This is a genomic window from Ruegeria sp. S263, from assembly GCF_056780525.1.
In genome coordinates this window covers 441611-467631 of the sequence record NZ_CM165558.1, presented here as the reverse complement: position 1 = coordinate 467631, position 26021 = coordinate 441611, and the positions used below count along the sequence as shown (strand labels likewise).

The following is a 26021-nucleotide window of genomic DNA, read 5'->3' as shown; positions in this document are numbered from 1 at the left end:
CTCTGGCATTTGCGTTATAAATACCGCAGATGAAAGAAACCGAGACCATAGGATTCGATCAATGCTCCCTGCCCGCTATGCCCGCGCTCTGTTCAGCCTGATCATGTCGGGCCTGATGTCCTGCATCGTCACAGGCATCGCCACGGTTAAGGCGATCGGGTTGGGGCCAAACACGGCGGGCGACTGGATGGCATCCTGGGCTTTTTGCTGGCCGATCGCGTTCTCGGTTATCTTGATTCTCGGCCCCACAGTGCAACGGCTGGTCAATCGCCTAGTCAGGCCGCAGGACTGACCCGCTGCGAAGAGGACCTATTAGGCCTGATGAGCAGCGCGCCCTTAATGCGCCTCGGCCCAGTTGGCCGCCTGCCCGGCATCCACGCTCAGCTTGACATCCAGTTTCACCGCCGGATCAGACGCGCCTTCCATCACGTCGCGCGCCACGCCGATCACCTGATCCACCGCATCCTCGGCCACTTCGAACAGCAATTCGTCATGCACCTGCAACAGCATCTTGGCGGGTAGCCCGTTGATCGCATCCGGCATCCGCACCATCGCGCGCCGGATCACATCCGCCGCTGTCCCCTGAATCGGCGCGTTGATCGCCGCCCGGCGCGAAAACCCAGCATGCGGCCCCTTGGCGTTGATCTCGGGCGTGTGGATCTTGCGGCCAAACAGCGTCTGGACATAGCCATGCTCTTTGGCAAAGGCGACAGTGTCATCCATATAGGCTCTGATACCTGGAAAACGCTCGAAATAGCGGTCGATAAAGCCCTGCGCCTCAGCCCGTGGAATGCGCAGGTTACGCGCCAGACCAAAGCCTGAAATCCCGTAGATCACACCAAAATTGATTGCCTTGGCCTGACGACGAATATCCGGCGTCATCTCGTCCAATGGCACATCGAACATCTCGGAGGCGGTCATGGCGTGAATGTCCAATCCATCCGAAAACGCCTGTTTCAGGGTCGAAATGTCAGCGATATGGGCCAGAATCCGCAGCTCGATCTGGCTATAGTCGAGGCTGACCATCACATTGCCCGGCTCGGCGATAAACGCTTCACGAATGCGGCGGCCTTCTTCGGTGCGCACCGGAATATTTTGCAGGTTCGGATCGGTCGAGGCCAAACGGCCCGTGTTGGCCCCCGTGATTGAATAAGACGTATGTACCCGGCCCGTATCGGGGTTGATATGGGTTTGCAGCGCATCCGTATAGGTCGATTTCAGCTTGGACAACTGCCGCCAATCCAGCACCCGGCGGGGCAGTTCATGCTCGGTGGCGAGGTCTTCGAGAATATCCGCCCCGGTCGAGTATTTCCCGGTTTTACCCTTTTTTCCGCCCTCAAGTCCCATCTTGTCGAACAGAATCTCACCCAGTTGCGCGGGCGAGCCGACATTGAAGTTCTCACCGGCCAGTTCGTGAATTTCAGCCTCTAACCCGGCCATTTTCTGCGCAAAGGCGTTGGACATGCGCGACAGCACATCGCGGTCCACCTTGATCCCGTGCATCTCCATTTCCTTGAGGACCGGCACAAGAGGACGCTCCAGCGTTTCATAAACTGTCGTCACTTGCACCTGATGCAGTTGCGGCTTGAACAGCTTCCACAAGCGCAGCGTGATATCCGCATCCTCGGCGGCGTAATCGGTGGCCTCATCAATCGGCACCTTGTCGAAGGTGATGGCCGATTTGCCGGACCCTAGCAGCGGTTTGATCGGAATCGGCGTGTGGTTCAGGTAACGCTCGGACAGCGTATCCATACCGTGCCCATGTTTGCCGCCATGCATCGCATAAGACATCAGCATCGTATCGTCGATCGGTGCCACGTCCACACCATAGCGCGCGAATATCTTGGCGTCATACTTCATGTTCTGTCCAATCTTCAGGATCGACGGATCCTGAAGCATAGGTTTCAGCAGTATTAGAGCCTCATTTAACGGCATCTGCCCCTCGGCCAATGCGTCTGAGCCGAAAAGATCATCAGCGGCTCCGTCGCGGTGGGTTAGCGGGATGTAACAGGCCGAGCCCGCCTCAACGCACAGCGAAATGCCCACCAGATCGGCGATCATTTCGTTCAATCCGGTGGTCTCGGTATCGACGGCTACCCAACCGGATTCATAGATGCGGTCGATCCACGCCTGCAGCGCTGCTGCATCCCGAACGCACTCGTATTTCGCGGCGTCAAAGGAGATATCCTCGGCCTCAGATACAACCTCGGGCGCGGGGGCATCGGCGATCACCGGGGCCTCGGCCCCCAGCTTGTCGGCAATGCGTTTGGTAAGGGTGCGGAACTCCATATCCGCCAGAAAACCCAGCAGCGTGTCTGGCTCGGGGTCCTTCACTTCAAGATCGTCCAGCGTGAAGTCCAGCGGGGTGTTTTCGTCCAACTGCACCAGCTTTTTCGACAGCTCAATCTGGTCGCGCTTTTCGATCAGGGTCTGGCGGCGTTTGGGCTGCTTGATCTCTTCTGCGCGGTCCAGCAGCGTTTCCAGATCGCCATATTCGTTGATCAGCAAGGCGGCGGTCTTGACTCCAATGCCCGGAGCGCCCGGCACGTTATCCACGCTGTCGCCTGCCAGCGCCTGCACATCGACCACCCGTTCGGGTCCGACGCCGAATTTCTCGAACACACCATCACGGTCGATACGTTTATTCTTCATCGCGTCCAGCATTTCCACGCCGCCGCCAACTAACTGCATTAAGTCCTTGTCGGAACTGACAATCGTCACGCGCCCACCCGCGTCACGCGCCTGAACGGCCAGCGTGGCGATGATGTCGTCGGCCTCATACCCCTCCAACTCCTTACAGGCGATGTTGAAGGCGCGAGTGGCTTCACGGGTCAGAGGCATCTGCGGTCGCAGGTCCTCAGGCATGGCCTCGCGGTTGGCTTTGTACAGGTCATAAAGATCATTGCGGAACGTGTGCGAGCCCTTGTCGAAAATCACCGCCACATGGGTAGGCGCGTCGGGTCCGGCGTTCCCCTCGACATATTTCTGCAGCATGTTGCAGAACCCCGAAACGGCGCCGATCGGCAGCCCATCGGATTTGCGCGTCAGCGGGGGCAGAGCGTGATAGGCCCTGAAAATAAAGGCCGATCCATCGATCAGATGCAGGTGACATCCTTTTCCGAAATTGCTCATGCGCGCTCTCCCTGTCGGTCAGGGATGGTTCTGCCACAGGGCCGCGCGCGTGACCAGTCAGGAACGCGGCTTATCCACCAAACAGACCGCTGAAAACGTCCGAGAAACTGTTCAGCAGCGCCATGATAACCAGCACACCGAGGAAGGCAAAAAATGCAAAGGCAAAGAACTGAAACAGGATCGCACCCACACCGATGACAACGCCTGCAATAGCCGGGCGTCTCTTTTCGTGACGCAGGATACCAACAACGGACAAAACAATTGCCAACCCGCCCAACATGGCGACCCCGATACGCAGGAAATCGTCCAGATCACGGGCCTGCGCCACCGGTTCGGGCTGCTCAATCCCGGCCGCGGCGCGCAGCGTGGATTTACCGATCTCGGCCGCCAATTCCCCCAAAGAAACCCCGGTGGATTGCTGCGGCGCGAACGGTCCTGCCCAGAACACAAATAGCGCTGCAAACAGCGCAATCGACGCAAGGCTAAACCCTGTCCAACCAAAAACAGGATTTGCTGTGTCAGTAGCGTGAAGGTCAGTCATCACTCTCACCCGGGCTGGTTCCGGTCGAGCCTTAGAACAAAAAACGCGGCGAGATTTTGGCGTTCATTCTTTGTAAGGGCGATCAGCCCTGATCTGTGCCCTTCAGGACATATTTGCAATCGCAATAGGGGCATTCGACCCAACCGGTATCCTCGGGGATTTGCAGCCACACGCGCGGATGGCCCAACGCGCCTTCGCCGCCGTCACAGGCAACTCGGGTGGTTTCCACGATCTTGGTTTCCGGCGCTTCGATGGTCACGGCTGGCGATCCTTCTTCGGTTGTCGGCCTCGCGGGGCATGTGTGACTGCGTTTATGAGCGATGCGCAAACCGGGGGCAAGTGCCGCGTGTGAGATGCGGCAATCAGGATCAACTGTGACCTGGCAAAGCCAAGCGACCCGCTTCCTGCGCAAAGGACTCGAAAAAGAACAAAACGTGAATATAATATGGAATCGCCATGTATGCCGAATTGTCGATCACGTCGAACTTCACCTTTCTCACCGGGGCATCCCACCCCGAGGAATACATGGAGCGCGCCGTGATGCTGGGCCTGCCTGCCATTGCGATTGCCGATGACAACTCGGTGGCCGGGATCGTACGCGCCCATACCCAAGCGCGCGAGATCGCCCGAAAGGTGCGCGAACGTGTGGAATGGGAAGGGCAGAACACGCCCATAGGCCCAACCTGCCCCGATCATATCCCCAAACCACCCTCATATCTGATCCGCGCGGTGCCGCGCCTGATCCCTGCGGCACGGCTGATCTTCACCGACGCGCCCACCGTCACCGCCCTGCCGCTGAACCGGCAGGGTTGGGGCAACCTGTGCCGTATCCTGTCTGCGGGCCGTCTGCGGGCCGAGAAAGGCGACTGTATCCTGCACCTGTCCGACCTGATGGAATTCTCTGACGGTCTCCACCTGCTGCTCTGGCCACAACCGACCCCGTCACAGGGCGGCGCGAGCCCTTGGCGGACACAGGCACAACGGTTGACGCGCCGCTTTGGCAGGCGGATGCATCTGTTGATGCATCCCCGGTATGACGGTGCAGACAGTGCGTATTTCTCTTTATTAGAGACTGAATCAAAGCAACTTGGCATCCCCACAATCGCCAGTGCCGCGCCGATGATGCACCACGGGGCCCGTCGCAAGCTGGCCGATGTGCTGACCGCCATCCGCCTGCGCCGCAAGGTCGATGATTTGGGCCGCGACGCGCTGGCCAATGGCGAACAGCGCCTACGGTCCGAGGCCGAGATGTTACGTATCTTCAAGAATCATGAAGGCGCCATCACCCGCGCCCATATGCTCAGCGAACAGCTGCAATTCTCGCTGGATGAGCTGCGCTATGAATACCCCAGCGAGGGCAGCGATCAGGAAACCCCGACCCAGCGCCTGCACCGTCTAGCGCATGAAGGGTTGAAATGGCGTTATCCGGCTGGGGCCTCGGAAAAAGCCAAAAAGATGCTGGCGCACGAGCTGACCCTGATCGGCAAGCTGAAATATGAGCCCTACTTCCTGACCGTCCGCGACATCGTTCATTTCGCCCGCTCGCGCGATATCCTGTGTCAGGGACGCGGATCTGCGGCCAATTCGGTGGTCTGCTTCTGTCTCGGCATCACCGAGGTCAGCCCCGAGATGGGTACGATGGTGTTCGAGCGCTTCGTGTCCGAGGCGCGCGATGAACCGCCCGATATCGACGTCGATTTCGAACATGAACGCCGCGAAGAGGTGATCCAGCACATCTATGACCGCTATGGCCGCCACCGCGCAGGGCTATGCGCCACCGTGATCCATTATCGCGGCAAGCGTGCGATCCGCGAGGTCGGGCGCGCCATGGGCCTGACCGAAGACACGATCTCGGCCCTGTCCTCGCAGCTATGGGGGTTCTTCTCAGCCAAGGGACTTGAGGCCGAACGGATGCGCGAGATCGGCCTTGATCCCGAGGATCGCCGCCTAAAGCAGACTCTAATGCTGGTCTATGAGATCGACGGCTTCCCCCGGCATCTCTCGCAACATGTGGGTGGTTTCATCATCACCGAAGGACGCCTGGACGAGCTTGTCCCCATCGAAAACGCCACGATGGAGGACCGCACAGTCATCTGTTGGGACAAGGACGATATCGACAGTCTGGGTATTCTGAAGGTCGATGTCCTCAGCCTTGGGATGCTGACCTGTATCCGTAAGGCATTCGATCTGATCACACAGCACCACCAGACCGGCTATACCCTTGCCACCCTGCCGCCCGAGGATCCCGAGGTCTACGATATGCTGTGCAAAGCGGACTCGGTGGGGGTGTTTCAGGTGGAATCACGTGCTCAGATGAACTTCCTGCCCCGGATGCGGCCCCGCACTTTCTATGATCTGGTGATCGAGGTCGCCATCATCCGCCCCGGCCCGATTCAGGGCGACATGGTCCACCCCTATATCCGCCGCCGGAACGGAGAAGAAGAGGTCAGCTTCCCCTCGGACGCATTGGGTGAGGTGTTGGGTAAAACACTGGGCGTGCCGCTGTTTCAGGAACAGGCGATGCAGATCGCCATCGTCGGCGCGGGCTTCACCCCGGAACAGGCGGACCGGCTGCGCCGATCGCTGGCCACGTTCAAAAAGCACGGCAATGTCAGCGAATTCCGCGCGCTTTTCCTGCGCGGGATGAAGCGCAACGGTTACGAACAGGATTTCGCCGAGCGGTGTTTTTCACAGATCGAGGGCTTCGGCTCTTACGGCTTCCCAGAAAGCCACGCGGCCAGTTTTGCGCTGTTGGTCTATGCCTCAGCCTGGATCAAATGCCACCATCCGGGCATCTTCGCCTGCGCACTGCTGAACTCGCAGCCAATGGGCTTTTATGCCCCTGCCCAGATCGTGCGGGATGCCCGCGAACACGGGGTGCAGGTGCGGCCGGTCTGCATCAATGCCAGCTTCTGGGACAATGTGATGGAACCCGACGGTCATGGTGGGCTGGCCCTGCGGCTGGGGTTCCGCCAGATCAAGGGCCTCAGCGAGGAGGACGCCAGTTGGCTGACCGCCGCGCGGGGCAACGGCTACACTCAGGTGGATGACGTCTGGCGCCGCGCAGGCTTGGGGCCATCGGTGATCGAACGTCTGGCCGAGGCCGATGCCTTCGCCGCCTGCGATCTGACCCGGCGCGAGGCTCTGTGGCAGGCCAAGGCGATTGCGACCGCGAAACCCCTGCCGCTGTTCTCACAGGATCTGGAAGGCGAGACGCTGGATGAACCCGCAGCCTACCTGCCGCAGATGACATTGGGCGAACAGGTGGTCGAGGATTACGTCGCCACCCGTCTCAGCCTGAAGGCGCATCCGGTGGCCCTGATCCGACATCTGCTGACGCCCGAGCCGCGCGAAAAAACCACACCTGTTGCCTGACCTCCGCCCCGGATATGCCCCGGGCTAGAGTCGAAACCTGAGACCACCATGACCAGACCCACCTTGCCCCCGCGTTTTCCTGCGACACCGGACCAGATCAACGCGCAGGTCCACGCCTTCTATGCCCGCGTGCGCGAGGATGCCGTTCTGGGGCCGGTGTTCAACAAGCACGTCCATGACTGGCCCGCGCATGAGGACAAGATCGCCGCCTTCTGGCGCAACGCCATCCTGTTTGAGCGCAGCTATGACGGTAATCCGCAGCGGGTCCATATCGAGCGGCCTGACGTGCGCCCCGAGATGTTCGCCCACTGGCTGGACCTGTTTGAAGAGGTCGCCAGCCAGACCCTGCCGCCTGAAACCGCCACCCCATGGGTCGCGCTGGCGCGCAGGATCGGCGTAGGGATGAAGGCAGGCGTTCAGTCCGCACGCCAGCCAAAAGACGCACCGCCGATCTTGCGATAGCGCCCCAACCAAAAACCGATGTTAGCGGTAAAATTGAGGCTACCAGACTCGGCTAAATAGGGGTAAGCAACAGGCAACCCACCTGACATACTACCGAGACCTTCGGGATGACCACGCAAAACAACACCCTCAAGGGCCTTGGCTATGCTTTTGCAGGCTTTGCGGTCTTTGCCAGCCATGACGCCCTGATCAAGGTTCTGGGTGGCACCTACTCGGTGATGCAGATCATCTTTTTCGCCACGCTATTCTCGTTTGTACCAATGGCGGTGACGATTCTGACTGACCGGACCACCGGGAATTTCCTGCCGCATCACCCTTGGCTGGTTCTGTTGCGATCCGGCCTGATGGTTACGGCGATGTCCTGCGCGTTTTACTCCTTTTCAGTCTTGCCACTGGCCGAGGTTTACTCGCTGCTGTTTTCCTTCCCGCTGATCGTCACAGTCCTGTCGATCCCCATTTTGGGAGAGGTCGTGCGCGCCCAGCGCTGGGCCGCCGTTGGCGTCGGTCTGATCGGCGTGCTGATCGTTTTGCGCCCCGGGGCGACGGACATCACACTTGGCCATCTTGCCGCCCTGACCGCTGCGTTCTGCAGTGCGTTTGCCTCCGTTCTGGTGCGCAAGATCGGGAACGAGGAACGCTCGGCGGTGCTGATCCTCTACCCTATGTTACTGGCCATCGTGGTGATGAGTGTGGCCCAACCCGCGGTCTACCTGCCGCCCTCGCTGCTGCATCTGGCGATGATGGCGCTGGTTGGTGTGTTTTCAGTGATCGCCCAGCACCTGATCATTCTGGCCTATCGCGCCGCGCCAGCCGGGGTCGTCGCGCCCAGCCAATACAGCCAGATCATCTGGGCCACGCTGTTCGGCATGGTCTTTTTTGGCGAGCGGCCCGATGGCTGGGTCGCGGTCGGAGCCAGCATCATTATCGCGTCAGGTGTGTTCGTCGTCTGGCGCGAGAGCCGGGCGAACACCTCGTCTGTCAACACACCGGTTCTACGGGTGCGGTCACCTCGTTCGGATACGGGGGCGACGCGGCCGGGGGCGTAACGCGATCCAATTATTTTCCAAATATCGCAACCTGAAGTTTCCATTCGCGTCGGCTTCATCAAAACGACCGAGACCGCGAACCAGATCGCTCAGCTTGGTATAGCCATAACTGCGCGGATCAAAGTCCGGATAAATCTTACCCAGTTGCCGTTCCACTAAGGGCAAAGTCGCCCACCCATCGGGATCGTTTGTGGTATTGACCACATTTCGTATCAACTGAAACGCGTGATTTAGGCTCTGTTTTCCTTTTGCTTCACCATCTTTGATTGCGGGTACGCAAGGCGCGGTATCCCGCTTAATATTCTCGATATAGATGAACCGATTGCAGGCTGCGACCAGCGATTCCGGTGCCTTGCGCTCGCCTATCCCAAAGACGTCCAGCCCCTGTTCGCGAATGCGATTGGCGAGGCGGGTAAAATCACTGTCCGAGGACACCAGAACAAAACCACTGAACCGCTCGGAATGCAGGATATCCATCGCGTCGATGACTAATGCGATATCGCTGGAATTCTTGCCTATCGTATTGGCGAATTGCTGATGGGCAACAATTGCATATTTAGCAAGGGATTTGGCATCCCAGCCTTGCGGTGCGCCGTTCGAGAAATCACCGTAGATACGGCGCAAGCTGGCTTCACCCAATGTGGCAATTTCTTCAAAAATCTCTGCCGCATGTTTCGCAGGCACATTGTCTGCATCAATCAGAACCGCAAGGCGGTCAGCATTCCGTGTCGTCAATTCAATCCCTCAACCTGAGATGGTATTCTTGAGGATGAATGTAAGAACAAAAAAGGGCGGACAAAAGCCCGCCCTGTGAATTTATTTTTTCTATTTCAGTAGATTACGATCGATCTGATGCTTTCACCCTTATGCATCAGGTCGAACCCTTGGTTGATATCATCCAGACCCATCGTATGAGTGATCATCGGATCAATCTCGATCTTGCCTTCCATATACCAGTCGACGATCTTGGGCACGTCGGTCCGGCCCCGCGCGCCGCCGAAGGCCGTGCCGCGCCACGAGCGCCCGGTGACCAGTTGGAACGGACGGGTCGAGATTTCGGCCCCCGCTGGTGCCACGCCGATGATGATCGATTCACCCCAGCCCTTGTGCGCCGATTCCAGTGCGGCGCGCATCACGCCCACATTGCCGGTAGCATCAAAGGTGTAATCCGCGCCACCTTTGGTCAGATTGACCAGATAGGGCACCAAATCGCCTTCGACCTCGGCCGGATTCACGAAATCGGTCATGCCAAACTTGGTGGCCATTTCCACCTTGGCAGGGTTCAGATCAACGCCGACGATCTGATCGGCCCCGGCCAGACGAAGGCCCTGAATCACATTCAGACCGATACCGCCCAGACCGAACACGATGGCGCGGCTGCCGATTTCCACCTTGGCGGTGTTGATGACGGCTCCGATCCCGGTGGTCACGCCGCAGCCGATATAGCAGATCTTGTCGAACGGCGCGTCCGGGCGCACCTTGGCCAGCGCGATTTCCGGCAGAACCGTGTGGTTCGAGAAGGTTGAGCAGCCCATGTAGTGTAGGATCGGATCACCATCCAATGTTGAAAAGCGCGAGGTCCCATCGGGCATCAGGCCCTGGCCTTGTGTTTCACGGATCGCCTGACACAGGTTGGTCTTGGGATGCAGACAGTATTCACACTCACGACATTCAGGGGTGTAAAGCGGGATCACATGATCGCCCGGCTTCAGGCTGGTCACGCCCGGGCCGACCTCGACCACAACGCCCGCACCTTCATGGCCCAGAATCGCGGGGAACAACCCCTCGGGGTCGGCGCCTGACAGGGTGAATTCATCCGTGTGGCAGATACCGGTGGCCTTGATCTCGACCAGAACCTCGCCCGCTTTGGGGCCTTCAAGGTTTACATCCATCACTTCCAAAGGTTTGCCCGCCTGAACGGCGACGGCGGCACGGGTACGCATTGTGCTTGTCTCCCTGTCTTATATGCCTCGACCCTGCGTCAATTGCAGGGTGTTTTCAACTGTGCTTTCGTGACAGATTGGCTAATTGTTTGATATTGCAGTAACGACGTTGTCACGAGGAGAAACGCCAATGCACCGATTTTTACCCGCGCTGGTCCTGTTGGCAGCCTGTGCAGAGACCCCCGCGACCGAAACAGCGGCGACTCAGCCCGAAGCTTCTCCGGTTGATCTGGCCTTTTGTCAGGGCGAGACATTCGCCGATTCCGTCGGCCAACCGGTCTCGACCATTCAGGCGCAATTGCCTGAACGGTCGCGCATCCTGGGGCCCGATGGGATTGCCACGCAGGATTACCGCATTGACCGGCTGAACGTGTATGTCGATGGCGCAGGGATCATTCAACGTCTGACCTGCGGGTAAGCGTGGACTCGGGGCGTGATTCTCGGATAAGAACAAAGTGGGAACATTTTGATGTCTGCCGATGCCCAAACGCCGAATACTTTCACTCTGGTTCCCCCGCCTGGGGGCTGAACGGCTGGTCCGCGCCGCGCGGGGGCTGCAGGATGGGCCTTTGGCTGTGGTGGCCGAACAGTCGAACATGCAGGTTGTCACCTCGCTGAATGATCAGGCGCAGGCCGCCGGGTTGCGTGTCGGTCAGCCTGTGCGCGATGCCCACGCCATGTGCGCCGCCCTGATCACCCGCCCCCGCAACGTCCCGGCCGAGGCGGCGTTCCTGACCGCGCTGCGCCGTTGGGTGGGCAAGTTCAGCCCGTGGGTGGCCGAAGAAGCACCGGATGGGTTGATCGTTGACCTGTCGGGCTGCGCGCATCTGTTCGGTGGGGAAGAGGCGCTGCTGAACGTGATTGAGACCGACTGCGCTGATATGGGTCTCAGCGTGCAGATGGGCATCGCCGATACGCTGGGCGCAGCTTGGGCGCTGGCGCGTTATGCCGGGCAAGAGGCTACATCGGACCGCAACGGCGACGCCATCAGCCAAGAGGCGCGCGCCACCCGCGCCCGCGCCACCAAGCGGCGGCACTGGACCAAGGGCGGGGCCGCGCCGCAGGTGATGGCATTGGGTGGAGGCGCGCGGATTGCAGCACCGGGGCAATCTTATGGCGCGCTCAGCCCCTTGCCCATCGCGGCGCTGCGGCTTGAGGATCAGGTGGTGGCGCAGTTGAACCGTCTGGGCCTGCGCCGGATCGGCGACCTGCTGGGGCAACCGCGTGCCTCACTGGCCCGACGGTTCGGGCGCGGGCTGGTGCTGCGGCTGGATCAGGCGATGGGCAGCGCGCCCGAGCCGGTCTCACCCGCCCGCCCGCCGCATCACTTTGCGGTGCGGATGACTCTGCCCAACCCGATTGGCCTGACCGAGGATGTGATGGCCGCCATCGACCGGGTTCTGCCCATCCTTTGCTCCAAGCTGGAGGAGAAAGCCCGCGGGGTACGAACATTACGGCTTGAGGCACATCGTGCCGATCAGGCAGCCGAGGTTATCGAGGTCGGTCTGGCCCGCCCGAGCTATGACAAACATCGCATTCGCCCTTTATTAGAGATGAAAATTGATAAGATTGACGCGGGTTATGGCATCGACATGCTGCGGCTTGAAGCGGTGCAGACCGAACCGATCCACGCGCGCACCATGACCGGCCATGCCGAAGCACGCCGCGCCGTGCGCGAGCGGTTAGCGGGCAACACCGCCGTCGAGGACCTGATCGGTAAACTGGGCGCACGGGTCGGGTTGGAGGCGATCACACGACGGCACCCTGCGGCCTCGCACATCCCCGAGAAGACCGCGCAGGTGCTGGCTGCCGCATGGTCGGAACCTGCGCGCGACTGGCCCGCGCCGCCGCGCCCGCGCCCCTTGCAGATGTGGCAACCCGAACCGGTGATGGCCCCAGACACTCCGGACGTGCCCAGCACCTTTCGCTGGCGTGGGCGCGACTGGCAGTTGGCACAAGCGACCGGCCCGGAACGGATCGCGCCGGAATGGTGGCTGGACGACCCCAACTGGCGCAGCGGCGTGCGCGATTACTGGGTGGTGGTGACCGAACAAGGGGAACGGCTCTGGCTGTTCTACGGACATGGCGGCACCATGTCAGCGGGTTGGTTTTGCCACGGTCAGTTTTGTTAGAGTCTATTTTCCGCGATAGACAAGAATATCAGGCAGATAGTCGATCAATCGGATCACCCAGGAAAACGGAGCAGGGAAATCAGTACGGAACCGACGCCGCGACATCGCCTTGACCACGCGATTCGCGGCATCCTCGGGCGTCATCAGCATCGGCATCTTGAAACTGTTCTTCTCGGTCAGGCGGGTTTTGATGAAGCCCGGATTGACGATCCGCACGGTCACGCCAGTTCCAGCCAGATCGTGTCGCATGGTTTCCGCCAATGAAATCAACGCCGCCTTGCTTGCCCCATACCCGATAGCGGCTGGCAGACCATGATACCCCGCCAGGGACCCGATCAAGGTAATTTCACCGCGACCGGCTTGAACAAATCCCGGAACTGTTTCCCCCAACACGCGAATGGCACCCAGATAGTTGACATCGCTCATGGCCAGGGCCGCTTCGGTGTTCCAGTCAGCACTACGCATCGGATCATAAGCGCCCGCATTATAGACCAGCCCATCAACAGGCCCGGCCTTGGCTACTGCGTCACGAACTGAGTCTAAATCGGTCACATCCATCGGTATGGACCGAGCATTGGGAAGCGTTGCGCAGATTTCGTTCAGACGATCGGCATTGCGCGCGGACAGGATCAGGTGCGCCCCCTGATGGTTAAGCGCGTCGGCCAGAGCGCGCCCCAAGCCCTCGCTTGCGCCGATAATCCAATAGGTTTTTCCTTCAAAGCTGCTCATGCGACGACCGTTTCGTTTCGTGTGATGCTTTTACGGCCACGCCAAGGCAATGGATCACGCGCCGGGACCGGAAACAGGCCTAAATGCCTAAAGATCTGGCAATATTCATTGCTGAAATTCTCATAACCCGATTGATCCACCCCGGCCCTTTCTGCGTATCTTATTGTAAAATGTCACATAACGAGGCTTGAATGTTCGACGAATCCCGGGGCGTCCGGAAAAAAATCGCAGTAATTGGCGCAGGAATCTCAGGTCTCTCCGCAGCTTACTACCTTTCAGAAAATAACGACGTGACCGTCTTTGAGGCCGAACCCAGACTGGGTGGCCACGCCAGAACGGTAATGGCGGGCAAGAATGGCGATCAGCCGGTGGATACCGGTTTCATCGTCTTCAACTATGTGACCTACCCCTATCTGACAAAACTGTTCGATGAGCTGAATGTCCCCGTCATCAAATCGGAAATGAGTTTTGGCGCGACAATCGACAATGGCCGCATCGAATACGGCCTGAACAATCTGCGTACATTGACAGCCCAGAAACGCAATCTGGCGCGTCCGGCATATTACAAGATGATCGCGGACATCCTGCGGTTCGGCAAAGAGGCCCCTATTGCGGCGCAGGATGATGACACCACCATCGGTGAATTGGTCGACCAACTGCGTCTTGGTCACTGGTTCCGCCATAATTACCTGATGCCGATGTGTGGTGCGATCTGGTCAACCCCGGTCGAGTTCGTGGATCAATTCCCGGCTCGATCTCTGGTTCAGTTTTTCCGCAACCACGCGCTTTTGGCCAGCGGACGCGCCAAACAGCATCAGTGGTACACGGTCAAAGGCGGCAGTATCGAATATGTCCGCCGCATCGACGCCGCCCTGCGCGGGCGCGGCTGCGACATCCGTCTGGCCGCCCCTGTCGATCACGTGCAGCGCGACGAGGCCGGTGTCACGGTTCACAGCCAAGGACATATCGACCAGTTCGATGAAATCATTCTGGCCACCCACTCCGATCAATCTCTGGCCATCCTCGGCGATAGTGCGACACCTGACGAAAGGGACGCTCTGGGCGCGATCCGGTATCAGCCGAACACCGCGATCCTGCATTGCGACCCCCGCCAGATGCCCCGGAGACGCGCGTGCTGGTCCAGTTGGACCTATCGCTCGCAAGCTGGAAACGTGGGCGTGACCTATTGGATGAACCGTTTGCAGAACATCCCCGACAGCGATCCATTGTTTGTATCGCTGAACGTGGGTTCAGACATTCCTGCGGATAAAATTTATGACCAGGTCGAGTTCGCCCACCCGGTATTCGACAAGGCCGCCCTAAAGGCACAAGGGCAAATCCGCGAGATGCAGGGACAGAACCGAACCTGGTTTGCCGGTGCTTACAACCGGCACGGTTTTCACGAAGACGGGATCGCCAGCGCGATGCATGTCGTCGGGCTTTTGAACGGCGCCCCGCAAACCCTCGGAGCGGAAAATGGCATTCTTGCAAAAGATCCGGCCATCCCTGTCTCAGCGGATCTGTGATACCTGCTGCGCTGCACTGGTATCCCTTACGGTACTGATACCGGGGGGGCTGGCGGCCTCTCCGATCTCGCAAAACCTGTCCAACCCGCAGCAGGTCGGCAGCGCGACCTTTCGGTTTCTGGGCATACCGGTTTATGACGCGCAGCTTTTCACTCCGAACGGCGCGGCGTTCAGTTGGGACGCCGATTTTGGCCTCAAGCTGACCTACCGGAAGACCCTCAAGCAAAAGGCTCTGGTCGAGTCTACGTTGGAAGAGATGGCGCGGCAAGGGAATCCAGCACCGTCGCAAAGCGCGCTTGAGGGTTGCTATAAGGCGGTCGGCAAGGGCGATAGCTATATCGCGATATCAGAAGGCCCCAACAAGGTCGGGTTTTGGCGCAACGGACAAAAGACCTGCACGCTGTCCTATCCCGGCGCAAAACGGGCCTTCATGTCCATTTTCCTCGGCGCAGACACACGGAGCGCCAGCTTTACCCGTCAGTTGAAGGGGCAGTGATGCTGTACCCGCGCGTCAGTCTCTATGCGCTGATGCTCGCTGCGGCGGGTATTCCGCTCTATATTCACTTGCCACGTTTTGCTGCCGTCAATCTTGGTATTGGGCTGGGGGTCATCGGAACCGTGCTTTTGGTGATCCGTCTGGTGGACCTGATCCAAGATCCGTTGATCGGCTGGGCCATAGATCGCTGGCCAAGGGCGCAGGCACTGTTCGCGACACTGGCCGCACTTGGCCTCGCCGTTGGGTTTCCACTACTGTTTTCGTTGCCCGATGGGGCAAAACTGTCCGTGTTAGTGTCTACTCTGATACTTCTCTTTTCCGCCTACAGCCTTGGGACAATCCTGCTCTACGGCCGCAGCGCCACGCTGGCGAAACACCCCGAGGCCAAAGAGCTTATGACCCTTGCGGCTTTTCGCGAAGGCGGGCAATTGGCCGGAGTCGTTCTTGCCGCAAGCGCACCCGCCCTGTTTGTGGCCTTTGGCGCGGGCGCTCAGGGCTATCCTGCCTTTGGACTGTTTCTGGGCGTTCTGGCCATCGTCACGCTGATCTTGACCTTTCCTATCTGGCAGCGCACCCCGATCACCGGTCAGGGATTGTCTGTTGCTGGGTTAGGCCAGTCTGGGGCGCTGCGTCTGCTGGCGCTGGCGCTGATCAACAGTTTGCCTGTTGCGATAACATCGACCCTGTTTCTGTTTTTTGTGGAAGACCGTCTGCAACTGCGCGGAATGGCCGGTCCTCTGCTGATCCTGTTCTTCCTCAGCGCCGGGGCGAGCGTTCCTTTGTGGGCACGCCTTAGCAATCGAATTGGGTCGAAACAGACTCTGATGATCGCGATGCCGCTGGCGATTGCTGGGTTTATCGGCGCAGCTACATTATCCGCCGGAAACCTGACCGGGTTCGCCCTGATCTGTCTGGCTTCAGGTGCGGCGTTGGGTGCGGACATGGTCGTGCTGCCCGCAATGTTTTCGGTCGCCCTGACCCGTGCCGGTCTGAACGCGTCGGCTGCGTTTGGTATCTGGTCCTTCGCAGGCAAGCTGGGCCTTGCTCTCGCGGCCTTCTTCACTCTGCCGTTGCTGGAACGCAGCGGCTTTACACCGGGACAAACCAATTCGGCGGCGGCGTTGCAGACGCTTAACCTCGCCTATGCCGTTTTGCCCTGCATCCTGAAACTCGGCGCGTTCGGAATGGTCCTGACGCTGCCAACTGAGGTATCAGCCAAATGAACCTTGTCGTAACCCTTCTACTCGCCATCCTCGCCATTCTTGTCGCCAGAGGCCGCCTTCTGAGTTTTCGCGCGCAATCGCCTGCGGACTATGCCGGGACAGGACCCGCATTCAAAATGAAAGAGGCGCTGAACGGTGAAATCCTGTCCGAGGGGCTGATCTATGGACCCAACGGCAAGATGTCGAACAGCTTTGTCGCCCGCATGGTCGGGGAATGGGACGGAAATACCGGAACGCTGGCCGAGTACTTTACCTATTCCAACGGCAAAGAAATGACCCGCAAATGGTATCTGACACTGGGCACCGGGAATACCTTTACCGCAACAGCGGACGACATCGTGGGTGAAGGGAAAGGTACGATTTCGGGGGCGACCGTCAAACTGACCTATCGCATCATCCTGCCCGAAGACGCCGGAGGGCATACGCTGGATGTTACCGACTGGATGTACCTGACCGAAAACGGGGTGATCATGAACAGGTCCGAGATGCGCAAATTCGGCATCAAGGTCGCTGAACTGGTTGCCACGATGCGTCCTGCACTGGAAACCAAGGCTGCCCATCTGAACGGCGCGAATGGCTATTACAGCACAACAGAAACGAGGACGGTTCAATGAACTGGCGGCGTTTTCTGATCTGGGCGATTGCGATTGTCGGTGTGACCGTTCTGGCATCCTGCTCGGCCAAACCGCGCGTGCCCAAAACCTTCTTGTCTGACCGCCAGTTGAACCTTGAAGAGTTCTTTGAAGGCAAGACCGTCGCCTATGGTCAGTTTCAGGACATTCTGGGCAACGTCCCGCGCCGGTTCGCCGTCGAAATCGAAGGCACATGGGACGGCGAAACCCTGACGCTGGTTGAGGATTTCGTCTATGATGATGGTGCCAAGGAACAGCGGATCTGGACGCTGACCAAAACGGGTGAGGACACCTGGACCGGTACCGCGCCCGGCGTTCTTGGAACCGCCAGCGGAGTAGAGCGCGGAGACACGTTTAACTGGAAATACAAGATCGACCTGCCCGTCAAGGACGGCACGATGCGGGTCAATTTCGATGACTGGATGTGGCTGCTGTCAGACGATCGCCTGCTGAACCGCGCCTATGTCTCGCGGTACGGTGTCCGGTTGGGCGAAGTCATTCTATTTTTCGAAAAGAAGTAGAAAGCTGAAACAAGAAAGGGCGGGTCAGACGACCCGCCCTTGAACCTTGATGGTTCAGGTCAACTTAGAAGTTGAACTGAGCACCGAAGTCAGCACGGATGCGACCATCGTCGTCACCGTCCTTGATCTCGCCGACTGCGCCGCGCAGCGATGCACCGCCGCCCAGGTCGTAGATGGCGCCAACACCGATGTTGCGGGTGTCGTCGTCAGCCGAACCGTCGCCGTAAACCAGCTGCAGGGTAGTTGCTGCGCCCAGGTCGTAAGAAACCGAGAAACCGTAGGCGGTGCCGTTTTCCGCGTCGTCGATGACGTCATCGTCTGCAACGAACAGGGTGCCGTAGAAGTCGCCCAGTTCAGCGCCCAGCGTGAAGACGGTCAGGCTTTGGTCTTCGCCGTCAACCAGATCCGTTTGACCATAGGCCAGCGATGCAGTGATGTTGTTGAAGACGTAGCTTGCGAAGATGTCCCAACGGTCCGCGTCTTGGGGTTGACCCGCCAAAGCCAGGGTACGCTGGTCATACGAAGCACCGAACGACAGGTCGCCAACTGCGTACTGGAAGAACACGCCGTTTGCGCCCGAACCGGTCGAGCTGTACTCGAGGAACGAGTAGTTGACGCCCGAGTACTGACCCAGGAACTGTTCCAGGCCCGGCTCGGTACCGAAGTAGTCACCCAGGTTGTCGAACGAACCCGAAACGTTGCCGGCGTCAACGCGCAGACCGCTGTAGATGACCGAGAAACGTGCGCCGTTCAGACCAGCTTCGTTTTGCTCGCCATTGCCCGAGTCGTCGTCAGCTTGCAGACGAACACGGCCCTGGAATTCAACGCCGCTGTCGGTTTCGACGTTTGCGTCGATGTTCAGACGGAAGCGCGAGACCAGGATGGTGTTGTCGGTGTCGACGTCTTCAGCCACGGCGTCCGGGTCAGCTACGCCGCCGGATCCGCGAACAACGTCGCCGCTTGCTGTGGTGGTGAAGTTCGCAACCGTGCCGGTGCGGTCTTCTTGGTAGCCAACACCAAAACGGCCGTAACCGCTGAACCGAATTTCAGCCGCGGCAACGCTTGCAGTCGCAAGCAGCGCGGTCGATGCAAAGAGTACTTTTTTCATGGTTTATCCATAAGTTTTGAGAGGAGTGTAGCCACAAAATTGCGGCTGGCCGCGTCTTCAAAGAAAATCCCTACGTGCACAATGGGTCCGCAGCATTTCAAATTGAGAGCGCGGAATTCTGTTGCATGTTTGCACAACATTTTTTTCGAAACACAAAACCATTTTGCGTGTGTTTACAGGCGGTTCAGGGTTGTCACCGGAATCGTTACAAAAATTTGAACACAAAAATACAAAACCACCCCTTTAAATCTGGGCAAGTGTACCGTCGGCTGAAATTGTAAGTTCTTCAAGCATTTGAAATTTTTACCTAATTCGAACAGTCCAGCAAGAGAATCCTGCTCGAAAAGGCATTGGTGAAGGGCCTGAATCGGCGCAAGTTGCACGCCCGGCTGTGCAATCAGCCCACCTGTGGGATCCTTCAATTGCTTGTATAGAAGAACGAGAGTTTTCGGCTTGCCCCACCCGGCGGCGGCGGGAAGGGCGAGGCCGCCCGCACCTGCGCTCTGGCTGCGCGGTCCACTTCGGGCGATCCGGAGCTGTCCACGACATCAACCCAAGCCAGCGATCCATCCGGGTTGATCTGGAAAAACACCTGCGCAAAGCCGCGCGCAGACACAAACACCACCGGCGCGCGGTTTAGATGTACCAGCACCCGGCCCGCGTAATTGGTCGTGTTCGAGTTCCCCGGTCCGCGCCCGCCAGAGCGACTGCCGGTATTGCCCGAGGTGAATGCGTCAATCCCCCTGCGCCGGTAAGTGGTCAGTGGCGACTCTACCTCCTGCGACGGAAATCTAAGCGCGCTGAAATCCCGCGCACCGCCTTGAACCCCCTGTCTTTGCGGAGCGGGTGTGCGCTCTGGTCGCTGCGGGCGTATCGAAGACGTCACCGCAAGGTCTGAGGTTTCGCCGGTGTCGTCCGGGGATTCAGCAGACGTCGGCAGATCGGGCTCAACGGCTTCGTTTTCCAGCGGCACCACTGGGGCAGGCGACACTTCGAGGACAGGCGCGACTTCGGGTGATGGAAGTGCGGCAAGCTGTTGCGGCTCTGGCTCCACGGGTTCAACCTGTGTTGCAACCACGTCAGGCGCACCTTCGGGCGTTTCAACAACCTCGGACGGCTCAACCGGTGGCGTCTCGTCCACCTCCTGACTGGCGGCGTCGTCACCTTCTGACGTATTCTCGGTCTCAGCTACATCCGGTTCAACAGGCTCGGTCGCAATCGGTTGTACGACCTCTGCATCCCCTAAATCCGGCGAGGGTGTCACCTGCGGGTTGTCAGACGCAACAAGCGCCTCGCTGACGGGCACCTCGGGCGGTTCTTCCGGCGCTTCGACCGGCGGTTCAGGCGCTTCGGGCGGTTCTGGCTCAACTGGTTCGGCAATCACTTCGGCAAGGTCTTCGAACGTGTTGCCCAGCGCCACGGAGTCCGCCGGGCTTTCATTAGTTGGTTGTTCCGACAGGCTTGGGGCCGTGAACGTCAGGCCCATCACGTGAATAAACAGCGATACAAGAATGGCCACAGCCGCTATGACGACCGACCCCCGGATCATTCCAGCGCCTTCTCGGTGACAACATAAACCGATGTCGCGCCCAGCCTGCGCAATTCGCCCGTAACCTCGATCAGTCGGGGGGCGGGCGCTGCGCGATCGGGAACGATCCGGACCGCGCCGGGTTCGCGACCCTCCATATAGGCTTGAGCGTCGGTCGTCTGGCCTCGAAAACTGATGCGGCCATCCTCATGCAGGATCAGGGCATCGGGCGGTTCGCGACCTTCAAGATCCGATGTGTCGACAAGATCCAGATCAGGATCCAACGGAGGCGCCACGGTTCCCGTGATCAGGAAAAAGATCAGCATCAGGAAAACGACGTTGATCAGCGCGATGGTGGAATCGCGTTTGCGGTGGGGACGCATCGACCGGATCATTCCAACACCAATACGTTGAGCTCGTCACGCCCACGCAGCCGGACCAACAGGTCAACCAGACGCTGCGACGTCGTATCGGGATCGAGGCTGACAAGAACTTGCCCGGTTTCAAGCTGATTACCCAGCTCATCCAGCGTGATCGGCGCACCGTTCAGATCAAGCCGCTCGGTTCCAAGCTGCACAAAATGCCGCTCTGCCGGGGTTTCTGAGGCCGCGCCTCCACCTGTCGCATTGCTCAGCTCGATCTCGCCGTACTTGGCGAATGTTGATGACAGCATGAAAAACAGAAGCAACAGAAAGATAACGTCGATGAGCGGGGTCATCGACAATCTTCGCCTGACGAACGGTGCAGGGTTACGCATGCTCGGGCGCGACGGCTGTCGCAGAGGTATCAACCGGGCCGGGAATACCCTGACCCGGCACCAGCACCGTGCGCAGCGCCTTGTCCGCGAAAACCCGTTCACGCGCCGTACGGCTTTCGAACCAGGACAGAACCATCGAGGTCGGCATGGCAACAGCGAGACCAACGGCCGTCGTGATCAGCGCAACCCAGATACCACCAGCCAGTAAGGACGGATCAACCGTTGAGCCTGCGGACTGAAGGCTGCGGAAGGCTTCGATCATGCCAAGCACAGTGCCGAACAGACCCAGCAAAGGCGCAAGCTGGGCCACGGTGTCCAACAGCCGGAACCCTCGCTCCAAACCTGCCAGCGCCAGCCCCGCCTCTGCGTCCAGCCGTTGATCCAGCCCCGGCGTGTCCGGCGCGTCCATAGCAACCCCGACAAGCGGAGCAAGATAGCTGCGGCTCTCGGCCAATCGCGCACGCGCGCGCCGGACATCACCGTCATCCCATGCCGCAAGCGCCTGAGACAGAACACGGTGCCGCCCAACGCCCGACACAGCAAACTGCCAGAGTTTGTAGAGCGTCACTGCAAGTGTCACCACGGACATTGCGATGAGAATTCCAACAACCGGCCCGCCAAGGGCCAGAATTTCGCGCAATGCATCCAGCGGGCTCATCCAAGTAACTCCACTTCTGTCCGGCTGTTCAGTTTCAGCGTGTCATCGCATAATTGACTGTCCGCGCCTGCAACAACGCAGGTGTTTGCACCGTTAATCAACGCCCGACCCACCCCCGCGCATGTCATGCCCGGCAAATCGAACTGACGCACGCGCGGCCGACCAGCGGGCAGATCGCGAAAGTTGAACAGCGACAGGCTGACCACGCTGCCCGAAGCATCGAAAATCACCGTTTCGAAACTTGCGGCGTCAATTTCGGAACCGGTCTTGTTGTCAATCAGGAACGTCAATCGGCAGGCCCCTTCGACATCCTGAAGGGTGTTCAGTTCCAGCAACAGCCCGGTCTGGTCCGCGCCCTCGGACTGCGCTGCTGTTGCAAGTGGTAGTGAAACGAATATCGCGGCAAGCACCACACGGCGAAACTTCATTTGCGCGCTCCCAATTGTTCGACGCAGTCATCAGCAACCGGCATGTCTGACGGGCGCTGTAACCGTCATATCCAAGACAGTTAGGGCACGAAAGGGTCACCGACACCATTGTGACCCCACGAGATTACGCGTGCTCGGATTTCCGCCGTTGATAGACAGCCATAGAAGCCGCACCAATGAGAGGCCCGGAATTGGGCCGATGTCTACCCGTCATGCTCGGGAGGCGCCTCTGGTGCTTGGTAATTGACCATGGCGCAGGCGATCAGCCATTCCATCGCGTTGGCCTTGATATCGTGCTCGGACGAGATCGCGATTGTTCGGCTTTCGAAAATCTGGGCATATTTCGGCCAGGCCAGTTGATCGGCCGGGTAAATTGATCCGTCAGTCTTTTGCTGTTCCCATTTGTGCATGACACCGCCAGCGACACCAAAGCTGATCTGGCCGGGAATGGGCGGTTTGCCCCTCCCGTCAATCAACAACGGATCAGCGTAATCCCGACGACCCAGGCCCTGCACAAAGCTTACATTTGAGGGATTGCACCCCAATCCGAACCACATCCCTTCGACCACCGCCGCCTGCATTTCAGGCGGAAGCTCACCATTGGCCGCAAAGTACAGGGCGAAATGCGCCGCCCGCCAATTCGACCCCGGCCCAAACCGAAGCCAACCCGGACCCCACGGATAGGTCGCGGTGCTGTGCAATCCAAAATCACGCCCCATCCGCTCGGCCCGTTTGACGCGGTACCTAATCCAGCCTTTGATCGACTTGACGATCTCGGGGTTTGTTGGCCTGCCTTCCTGTCCCGCCTGAAGATAATCATAATACGAGAACTGGAAGATTTCCCGTTGAATGCCTTCGGCGGGATCATCAGATAAGGGCTCGAACGGGTTGTTATCCTCGAAAACCTTCAAGGCCGTCGCGTCGCCGCTGGCGCGGTAGATACTTGCGGCAGCCGCGACACGGGATCGCGACACGACGCTCACCCATTTTTCCGGTTTTGGCTCGGTCCCGTCTTCGTTCAGTGGGGCGGGTGCATAAGGATTTTTTGACAGAAACTCCTGTTCGGCCCAATACCAGGCGCGGACCGCCTCATCTATGAGACTATCGCCCAGGGTGATGTCACCGCACACGTGCTTGATAACGTGGCCCAGTTTCGCCGCACTAAAGGCAAACCAGTACGAGGCCCAGTCTTCCGGCCCATAGCTGTACGCAATCTGAACAGGGTTCCATGAAACCGAGCCGAATATCCCCGAATTCGAGTATTCAACGCCTCCGCCTATGCCGCCATCCTCGCGCTGGGTTCTGCGCCACAGGGAAATGCCCCACAATGCCTCGTGTATAAGATCGGGCAGAACTGTCTGTCCGTCCCCGCGATCGTCGCTGTTCTTACGGGCGCGCACAGATTCATCGGAAAATGATTTGCCGCTTTCGGGAATATTAAGGTCCAGCGTCCGGGCATAGTCGAACGCCTCGACGATATGCGCCATGTGATAGACGACATCGGTGTGCTGAATACGGCGATCCCAATCCCCTGCGTCGTGCCATCCGCCCCAGGCATTTGGGTTGAGGTCCTCGGACCATGCAGCGGTGGATCCAGAAAGACCCGCGTTTCCGATTGGTTGCTCGCGCAGGATCTTGAAAACGCTCGACCCGTCATAGCCCTCGGATGTTCGCCCAAGCTGTACGTCGGTTTGCCACACCACCAGCCCGTCTTCGGGGTGGCCATTGCGAGGTCGGGTTCTGCCTTCGCCATATGGCTCGGCAATTTCGCACCCCGATCTTTGATGATAATACCAGCGCGCGGCCAACCTTAGCGCATCGGCATAAGGGGTATCGGAAACCTTGAATGGAAAGGATTCCCCTAATCCATCGACGTGCAGGTGATAGTCGCCATTCCTGTCCAAATCCGAAAAATCAGCCTGATAGATATCACAGCCATTGAAGTTCTCTTCATTCCAGTGCGGTTCGGTCGCGGGTTTGACAAGCTCCAGCGTGCCGGTGCGCACAACCGTACGGTCCACCTCATCAATCAAGCGCCAGCCGGTTTGTTCGGTCAGAATGACATCGGTGTTGCCGGGCATTCCGTTCTGATCATGCCCCCACCACTCGCCGACATAGGCTTTTTTTGGGCCCTTCACCGGATAGCCTGCCTGACAGACGTGCACGGCTTCGCTGAAGGCTGTGACGGGCTTGTGCCCTTGGATGGTCGCGACAGTGGGTCCTTTGAAGGAAAGCTCTGCCCCTTGCGGAATTGGTTGGTCCAACACGAAAGTCAGAATGTGACGCTTGGTGCTGTCCCATCGGCGGACGTCCAGTGCCTCGGTCCGGATCGGGGTAGACTTGCGATACAACGCGACAACGGTGACGGGTTGTCCATTGACGGTAACGCTCCAACCTTCCGGCTGGTCTGCAAGCGCGTGCTTCTGATGCGGCTCTGATCCGGTGCGGAAACCAGACAGCCTGCTATCGCGCACCACTTTGGGCCACGCCGTGAAAAGCTGCGGCTGGGTCACGTTTGCATCGCCCGAGAAATACCCGTCCAGCCCGTTGAGCCGACCGACCGAACCAAATGAGACATAGGGGTCAGGAACCCATTCGCGATTGTCTTCGGGTTTGACCGCCACTGGATCGGATCTTTCGAACAGCGTGTCGATGACCGTGATCTGAACGGTGTCATCACCCACGAAACTCAATTGGGTTTCGGTCTGATTGTCCGCGCGCAATGAAGAAACCAGCGCGATCGCAATCGGGGCGGACACTGCCAGAGCAGTACCCTGGAGCAATATGGCACGTCGCGAGAACATCATGAGCCGCATTCTCTCCCGGGATCAAACAAAGCGAGCGTACCTCATTTCGCCGTCCGATCCAAACTCTGCAGGAAACGCCAGATCAGGCGGGGGCGCAGCAGGCTGTCGGGGTACAAAACAGCACCGCAGGCGCCTTCGAACAGAGCGGCCGATTTGCGCCCGTACTGGTACTGATTTCGCACGCCCGACCAGAAGATATCAATTTGCCGCGCACGCAGAAGCGACCGCAACCGCAACCCGAACCGTTCTTTCATCAAAGGATTCACCGCAATTTTTTCGATACACGGTACACGCCGCGCAAAGGCCGGGCCGCGCGCCCCGAAATTGGCGCCACTGGCGACTTGGCGATAGTTCAGCAATGCAGGCCCCTGCACGACGGCGAATTCACCCAAAAGGGCCAGGCGGCACCAGAATTCCCAGTCTTCGCCATTGACCAAAGACTCGTCGTACCCACCGCAGCGTTGGGCGCTTTCGGTTCGGACGGCTAGTGCCCCCCCATTGACCACAAAGTTCTTTCGCAACAACGCGGCCAACTGATCCTGATCAGGCACAAGGTGGCGGTTGTCGGCCCCGCGCATAGGGTGCCCGTCCACGTCGATCCTCTGCACCCCTGCTACGGCGGCAATGGCGTCGGAGTTTTTCAAAGCTTCGTAAAACGTGCCCAACGCCTGCGCATGCAGCAGGTCATCAGCGTCCAGAAACAGAACAAACTTTCCTTTGGCCCGGCTCAAGCCAAGGTTTCGGGCCGCGCTGACACCTTTGGCCGGGCCGTCCACGGCGTGAAACCTGTCGTCCGATTGGGCAAAACGATCCGCAATCTGTCGGGTGTTGTCCGTTGAGCCATCGTCGACGCAGATCGCCTCAAAATCAGCAAGGGTCTGGTCCTGCACACTCTGAAGCGTTTCTTCCAGAAACCGCTCCATATTGCGGGCCGGAATGACAATCGAAAAGACCGGTTCGTCAGAGGTATGCGCCAC

The 26021-nt window shown here is 59.1% G+C and carries 25 protein-coding genes; 11 read left to right on the top strand and 14 right to left on the bottom strand.

The genetic code is table 11. From position 1 onward, the window contains the following. The first annotated feature begins 61 nt into the window (after positions 1-61). Positions 62-292, top strand: coding sequence for a DUF2798 domain-containing protein (locus ACT2B1_RS02260; RefSeq protein ID WP_171240297.1), 231 nt, complete (start codon positions 62-64; stop codon positions 290-292). A 44-nt stretch (positions 293-336) separates the two neighbouring features. On the opposite strand, the gene polA is transcribed toward ACT2B1_RS02260, so the two are convergent. The 3 genes from polA to ACT2B1_RS02245 form a co-directional block, all read right to left on the bottom strand. Beyond that, complete coding sequence (polA, locus tag ACT2B1_RS02255; protein WP_481668490.1) at positions 337-3132, bottom strand: DNA polymerase I; 2796 nt, start codon at positions 3130-3132, stop codon at positions 337-339. Between the two features lie 70 nt (positions 3133-3202). Beyond that, the gene (locus ACT2B1_RS02250; RefSeq protein ID WP_171240295.1) at positions 3203-3673 is read right to left on the bottom strand and encodes a hypothetical protein; all 471 of its coding nucleotides are present in this window, start codon (positions 3671-3673) and stop codon (positions 3203-3205) included. 82 nt (positions 3674-3755) lie between these two features. Continuing rightward, positions 3756-3932 carry a zinc-finger domain-containing protein gene (locus ACT2B1_RS02245; protein ID WP_171123113.1) on the bottom strand — a complete coding sequence of 59 codons (177 nt, stop codon included), beginning with the start codon at positions 3930-3932 and terminating at the stop codon, positions 3756-3758. Positions 3933-4129: 197 nt separating this feature from the next. Between ACT2B1_RS02245 and ACT2B1_RS02240 the strand changes: the two genes are divergently transcribed. The 3 genes from ACT2B1_RS02240 (at position 4130) to ACT2B1_RS02230 (ending at position 8556) form a co-directional block, all read left to right on the top strand. Further along, positions 4130-7048, top strand: a complete 2919-nt coding sequence (locus ACT2B1_RS02240) for an error-prone DNA polymerase (RefSeq protein ID WP_481668489.1) — start codon at positions 4130-4132, stop codon at positions 7046-7048. A gap of 48 nt (positions 7049-7096) precedes the next feature. Further along, the gene (locus ACT2B1_RS02235; RefSeq protein WP_171240293.1) at positions 7097-7510 is read left to right on the top strand and encodes a group III truncated hemoglobin; all 414 of its coding nucleotides are present in this window, start codon (positions 7097-7099) and stop codon (positions 7508-7510) included. Positions 7511-7617: 107 nt separating this feature from the next. Beyond that, entirely contained in the window at positions 7618-8556 is a 939-nt protein-coding gene (locus ACT2B1_RS02230; protein WP_481668488.1) for a DMT family transporter, read from the top strand. Here the strand turns inward: ACT2B1_RS02230 and ACT2B1_RS02225 are convergent. Next, the gene (locus tag ACT2B1_RS02225) at positions 8515-9291 is read right to left on the bottom strand and encodes an NYN domain-containing protein (protein WP_481668487.1); all 777 of its coding nucleotides are present in this window, start codon (positions 9289-9291) and stop codon (positions 8515-8517) included. The genes ACT2B1_RS02230 and ACT2B1_RS02225 overlap by 42 nt on opposite strands. Positions 9292-9386: 95 nt before the next feature. Next, positions 9387-10499 carry an S-(hydroxymethyl)glutathione dehydrogenase/class III alcohol dehydrogenase gene (locus ACT2B1_RS02220; RefSeq protein WP_481668486.1) on the bottom strand — a complete coding sequence of 371 codons (1113 nt, stop codon included), beginning with the start codon at positions 10497-10499 and terminating at the stop codon, positions 9387-9389. Positions 10500-10629: 130 nt separating this feature from the next. Here ACT2B1_RS02220 and ACT2B1_RS02215 point away from each other — a divergent pair, with 130 nt between their 5' ends. Together ACT2B1_RS02215 and ACT2B1_RS02210 are read left to right on the top strand one after the other, a co-directional pair. Further along, a complete protein-coding gene (locus ACT2B1_RS02215; protein ID WP_171124060.1) occupies positions 10630-10917 on the top strand; it encodes an I78 family peptidase inhibitor in 288 nt (95 codons plus the stop codon). Positions 10918-10978: 61 nt separating this feature from the next. Further along, positions 10979-12631 (top strand): DUF6504 family protein, encoded by a 1653-nt coding sequence (locus ACT2B1_RS02210; protein WP_171211614.1) that lies wholly within the window; start codon positions 10979-10981, stop codon positions 12629-12631. Positions 12632-12634: 3 nt separating this feature from the next. On the opposite strand, the gene ACT2B1_RS02205 is transcribed toward ACT2B1_RS02210, so the two are convergent. Next, entirely contained in the window at positions 12635-13360 is a 726-nt protein-coding gene (locus tag ACT2B1_RS02205; RefSeq protein ID WP_171123129.1) for an SDR family NAD(P)-dependent oxidoreductase, read from the bottom strand. A gap of 191 nt (positions 13361-13551) precedes the next feature. Here ACT2B1_RS02205 and ACT2B1_RS02200 point away from each other — a divergent pair, with 191 nt between their 5' ends. From ACT2B1_RS02200 to ACT2B1_RS02180, 5 genes are read left to right on the top strand one after another with little or no spacing between them, the layout of a single operon-like run. Next, the gene (locus ACT2B1_RS02200; protein WP_481668485.1) at positions 13552-14886 is read left to right on the top strand and encodes an NAD(P)/FAD-dependent oxidoreductase; all 1335 of its coding nucleotides are present in this window, start codon (positions 13552-13554) and stop codon (positions 14884-14886) included. Then, positions 14837-15382, top strand: coding sequence for a hypothetical protein (locus ACT2B1_RS02195; RefSeq protein WP_481668484.1), 546 nt, complete (start codon positions 14837-14839; stop codon positions 15380-15382). The genes ACT2B1_RS02200 and ACT2B1_RS02195 overlap by 50 nt, the downstream gene beginning before the upstream one ends. Then, a complete protein-coding gene (locus ACT2B1_RS02190; protein WP_171240287.1) occupies positions 15382-16605 on the top strand; it encodes an MFS transporter in 1224 nt (407 codons plus the stop codon). Before ACT2B1_RS02195 ends, ACT2B1_RS02190 begins: the two co-directional genes overlap by 1 nt. Then, the gene (locus ACT2B1_RS02185; protein ID WP_171240286.1) at positions 16602-17219 is read left to right on the top strand and encodes a DUF3833 domain-containing protein; all 618 of its coding nucleotides are present in this window, start codon (positions 16602-16604) and stop codon (positions 17217-17219) included. Before ACT2B1_RS02190 ends, ACT2B1_RS02185 begins: the two co-directional genes overlap by 4 nt. Next, positions 17216-17758 (top strand): DUF3833 domain-containing protein, encoded by a 543-nt coding sequence (locus ACT2B1_RS02180; protein WP_171240285.1) that lies wholly within the window; start codon positions 17216-17218, stop codon positions 17756-17758. Before ACT2B1_RS02185 ends, ACT2B1_RS02180 begins: the two co-directional genes overlap by 4 nt. Before the next feature lie 64 nt (positions 17759-17822). On the opposite strand, the gene ACT2B1_RS02175 is transcribed toward ACT2B1_RS02180, so the two are convergent. From ACT2B1_RS02175 to ACT2B1_RS02140, 8 genes are all read right to left on the bottom strand, one after another. Next, on the bottom strand, positions 17823-18866 hold the full coding sequence (locus tag ACT2B1_RS02175; RefSeq protein ID WP_171240284.1) for a porin: 1044 nt from the start codon (positions 18864-18866) through the stop codon (positions 17823-17825). Between the two features lie 418 nt (positions 18867-19284). Next, entirely contained in the window at positions 19285-20415 is a 1131-nt protein-coding gene (locus tag ACT2B1_RS02170; RefSeq protein ID WP_171240283.1) for an energy transducer TonB family protein, read from the bottom strand. Continuing rightward, positions 20412-20789 (bottom strand): ExbD/TolR family protein, encoded by a 378-nt coding sequence (locus ACT2B1_RS02165; RefSeq protein WP_171123145.1) that lies wholly within the window; start codon positions 20787-20789, stop codon positions 20412-20414. Before ACT2B1_RS02165 ends, ACT2B1_RS02170 begins: the two co-directional genes overlap by 4 nt. Then, the gene (locus ACT2B1_RS02160) at positions 20786-21112 is read right to left on the bottom strand and encodes an ExbD/TolR family protein (protein ID WP_171124047.1); all 327 of its coding nucleotides are present in this window, start codon (positions 21110-21112) and stop codon (positions 20786-20788) included. Before ACT2B1_RS02160 ends, ACT2B1_RS02165 begins: the two co-directional genes overlap by 4 nt. A 31-nt stretch (positions 21113-21143) precedes the next feature. Then, a complete protein-coding gene (locus ACT2B1_RS02155) occupies positions 21144-21809 on the bottom strand; it encodes a MotA/TolQ/ExbB proton channel family protein (protein ID WP_171123149.1) in 666 nt (221 codons plus the stop codon). Further along, on the bottom strand, positions 21806-22237 hold the full coding sequence (locus ACT2B1_RS02150) for a hypothetical protein (protein ID WP_481668483.1): 432 nt from the start codon (positions 22235-22237) through the stop codon (positions 21806-21808). Before ACT2B1_RS02150 ends, ACT2B1_RS02155 begins: the two co-directional genes overlap by 4 nt. Before the next feature lie 203 nt (positions 22238-22440). Further along, positions 22441-25044: a glycoside hydrolase family 9 protein gene (locus tag ACT2B1_RS02145; protein WP_481668482.1), complete on the bottom strand. Its 2604-nt coding sequence runs from the start codon at positions 25042-25044 to the stop codon at positions 22441-22443. 41 nt (positions 25045-25085) lie between these two features. Further along, the gene (locus ACT2B1_RS02140) at positions 25086-26021 is read right to left on the bottom strand and encodes a glycosyltransferase family 2 protein (RefSeq protein ID WP_481668481.1); all 936 of its coding nucleotides are present in this window, start codon (positions 26019-26021) and stop codon (positions 25086-25088) included.